The sequence below is a fragment of the Vibrio sp. 1727 genome (genome assembly GCF_033344415.1).
GTDB lineage: Bacteria > Pseudomonadota > Gammaproteobacteria > Enterobacterales > Vibrionaceae > Vibrio > Vibrio alginolyticus.
Window position 1 is genome coordinate 1 of the sequence record NZ_JAWPOT010000389.1, and the last position, 630, is coordinate 630.

Annotated in this window: 1 protein-coding gene; it reads right to left on the reverse strand. The window is 50.6% G+C overall.

The genetic code is table 11. The features are described from left to right. The coding region (locus tag R8O10_RS25920; protein WP_318192057.1) for a DUF2339 domain-containing protein at positions 1-630 on the reverse strand (630 nt) is incomplete at both ends.

The window sequence follows — 630 nt, forward strand, 5'->3', positions numbered from 1 at the left end:
CTGAGTAGCTAAACAACTCCGCCATACTGGTCGGTTGAAACAGCGTCATTGACGTGGTTTGCCAGAACTGTCGAATCGACATCCCTAGCCAAATGGCCGCTAATGCAAAGCCAAGACATGCGACCGCTAATCGGTGTACACGCAGCGTATTCCAGCGTCTAACGACCGCAGCAATGAGAATGCACGCTGGCAGAAGCCAACCTAAACTCAGCATGTTGAACACCGGCATGGCTTGTGCCGATACGTTGTTGGTGATGAGTGGCGATTCAACGCTGTTCAGCCATACCGTCAATAGCGCGAATACGCCCCACAATAAGTAGCTGTAGGCTTGATAAACAAGGGTGAGCTGCTGAGCAAATTGGCTGCGATAACTGTAAACCAAGCCCATAACCAGAGCTTGGTTGGCAAAGACCACGGCACTTGTGAAATCGATGTGCCCCAAATAGCCGTATTGTCCCGTTAACCAGTAGTTGGTTTGGGTGAACAACGCCATCAAGAACACATGTAAAAACGCCCCTTCGAACCAGTTGGTCAGGTCGGAATCTTGTTTCGCTAGCACGCTTCGGGCATAGGCTAAGATAGCCAATGACGGCACGTAACTAAGAATGACCCAAGCCCAATGCCCACTCT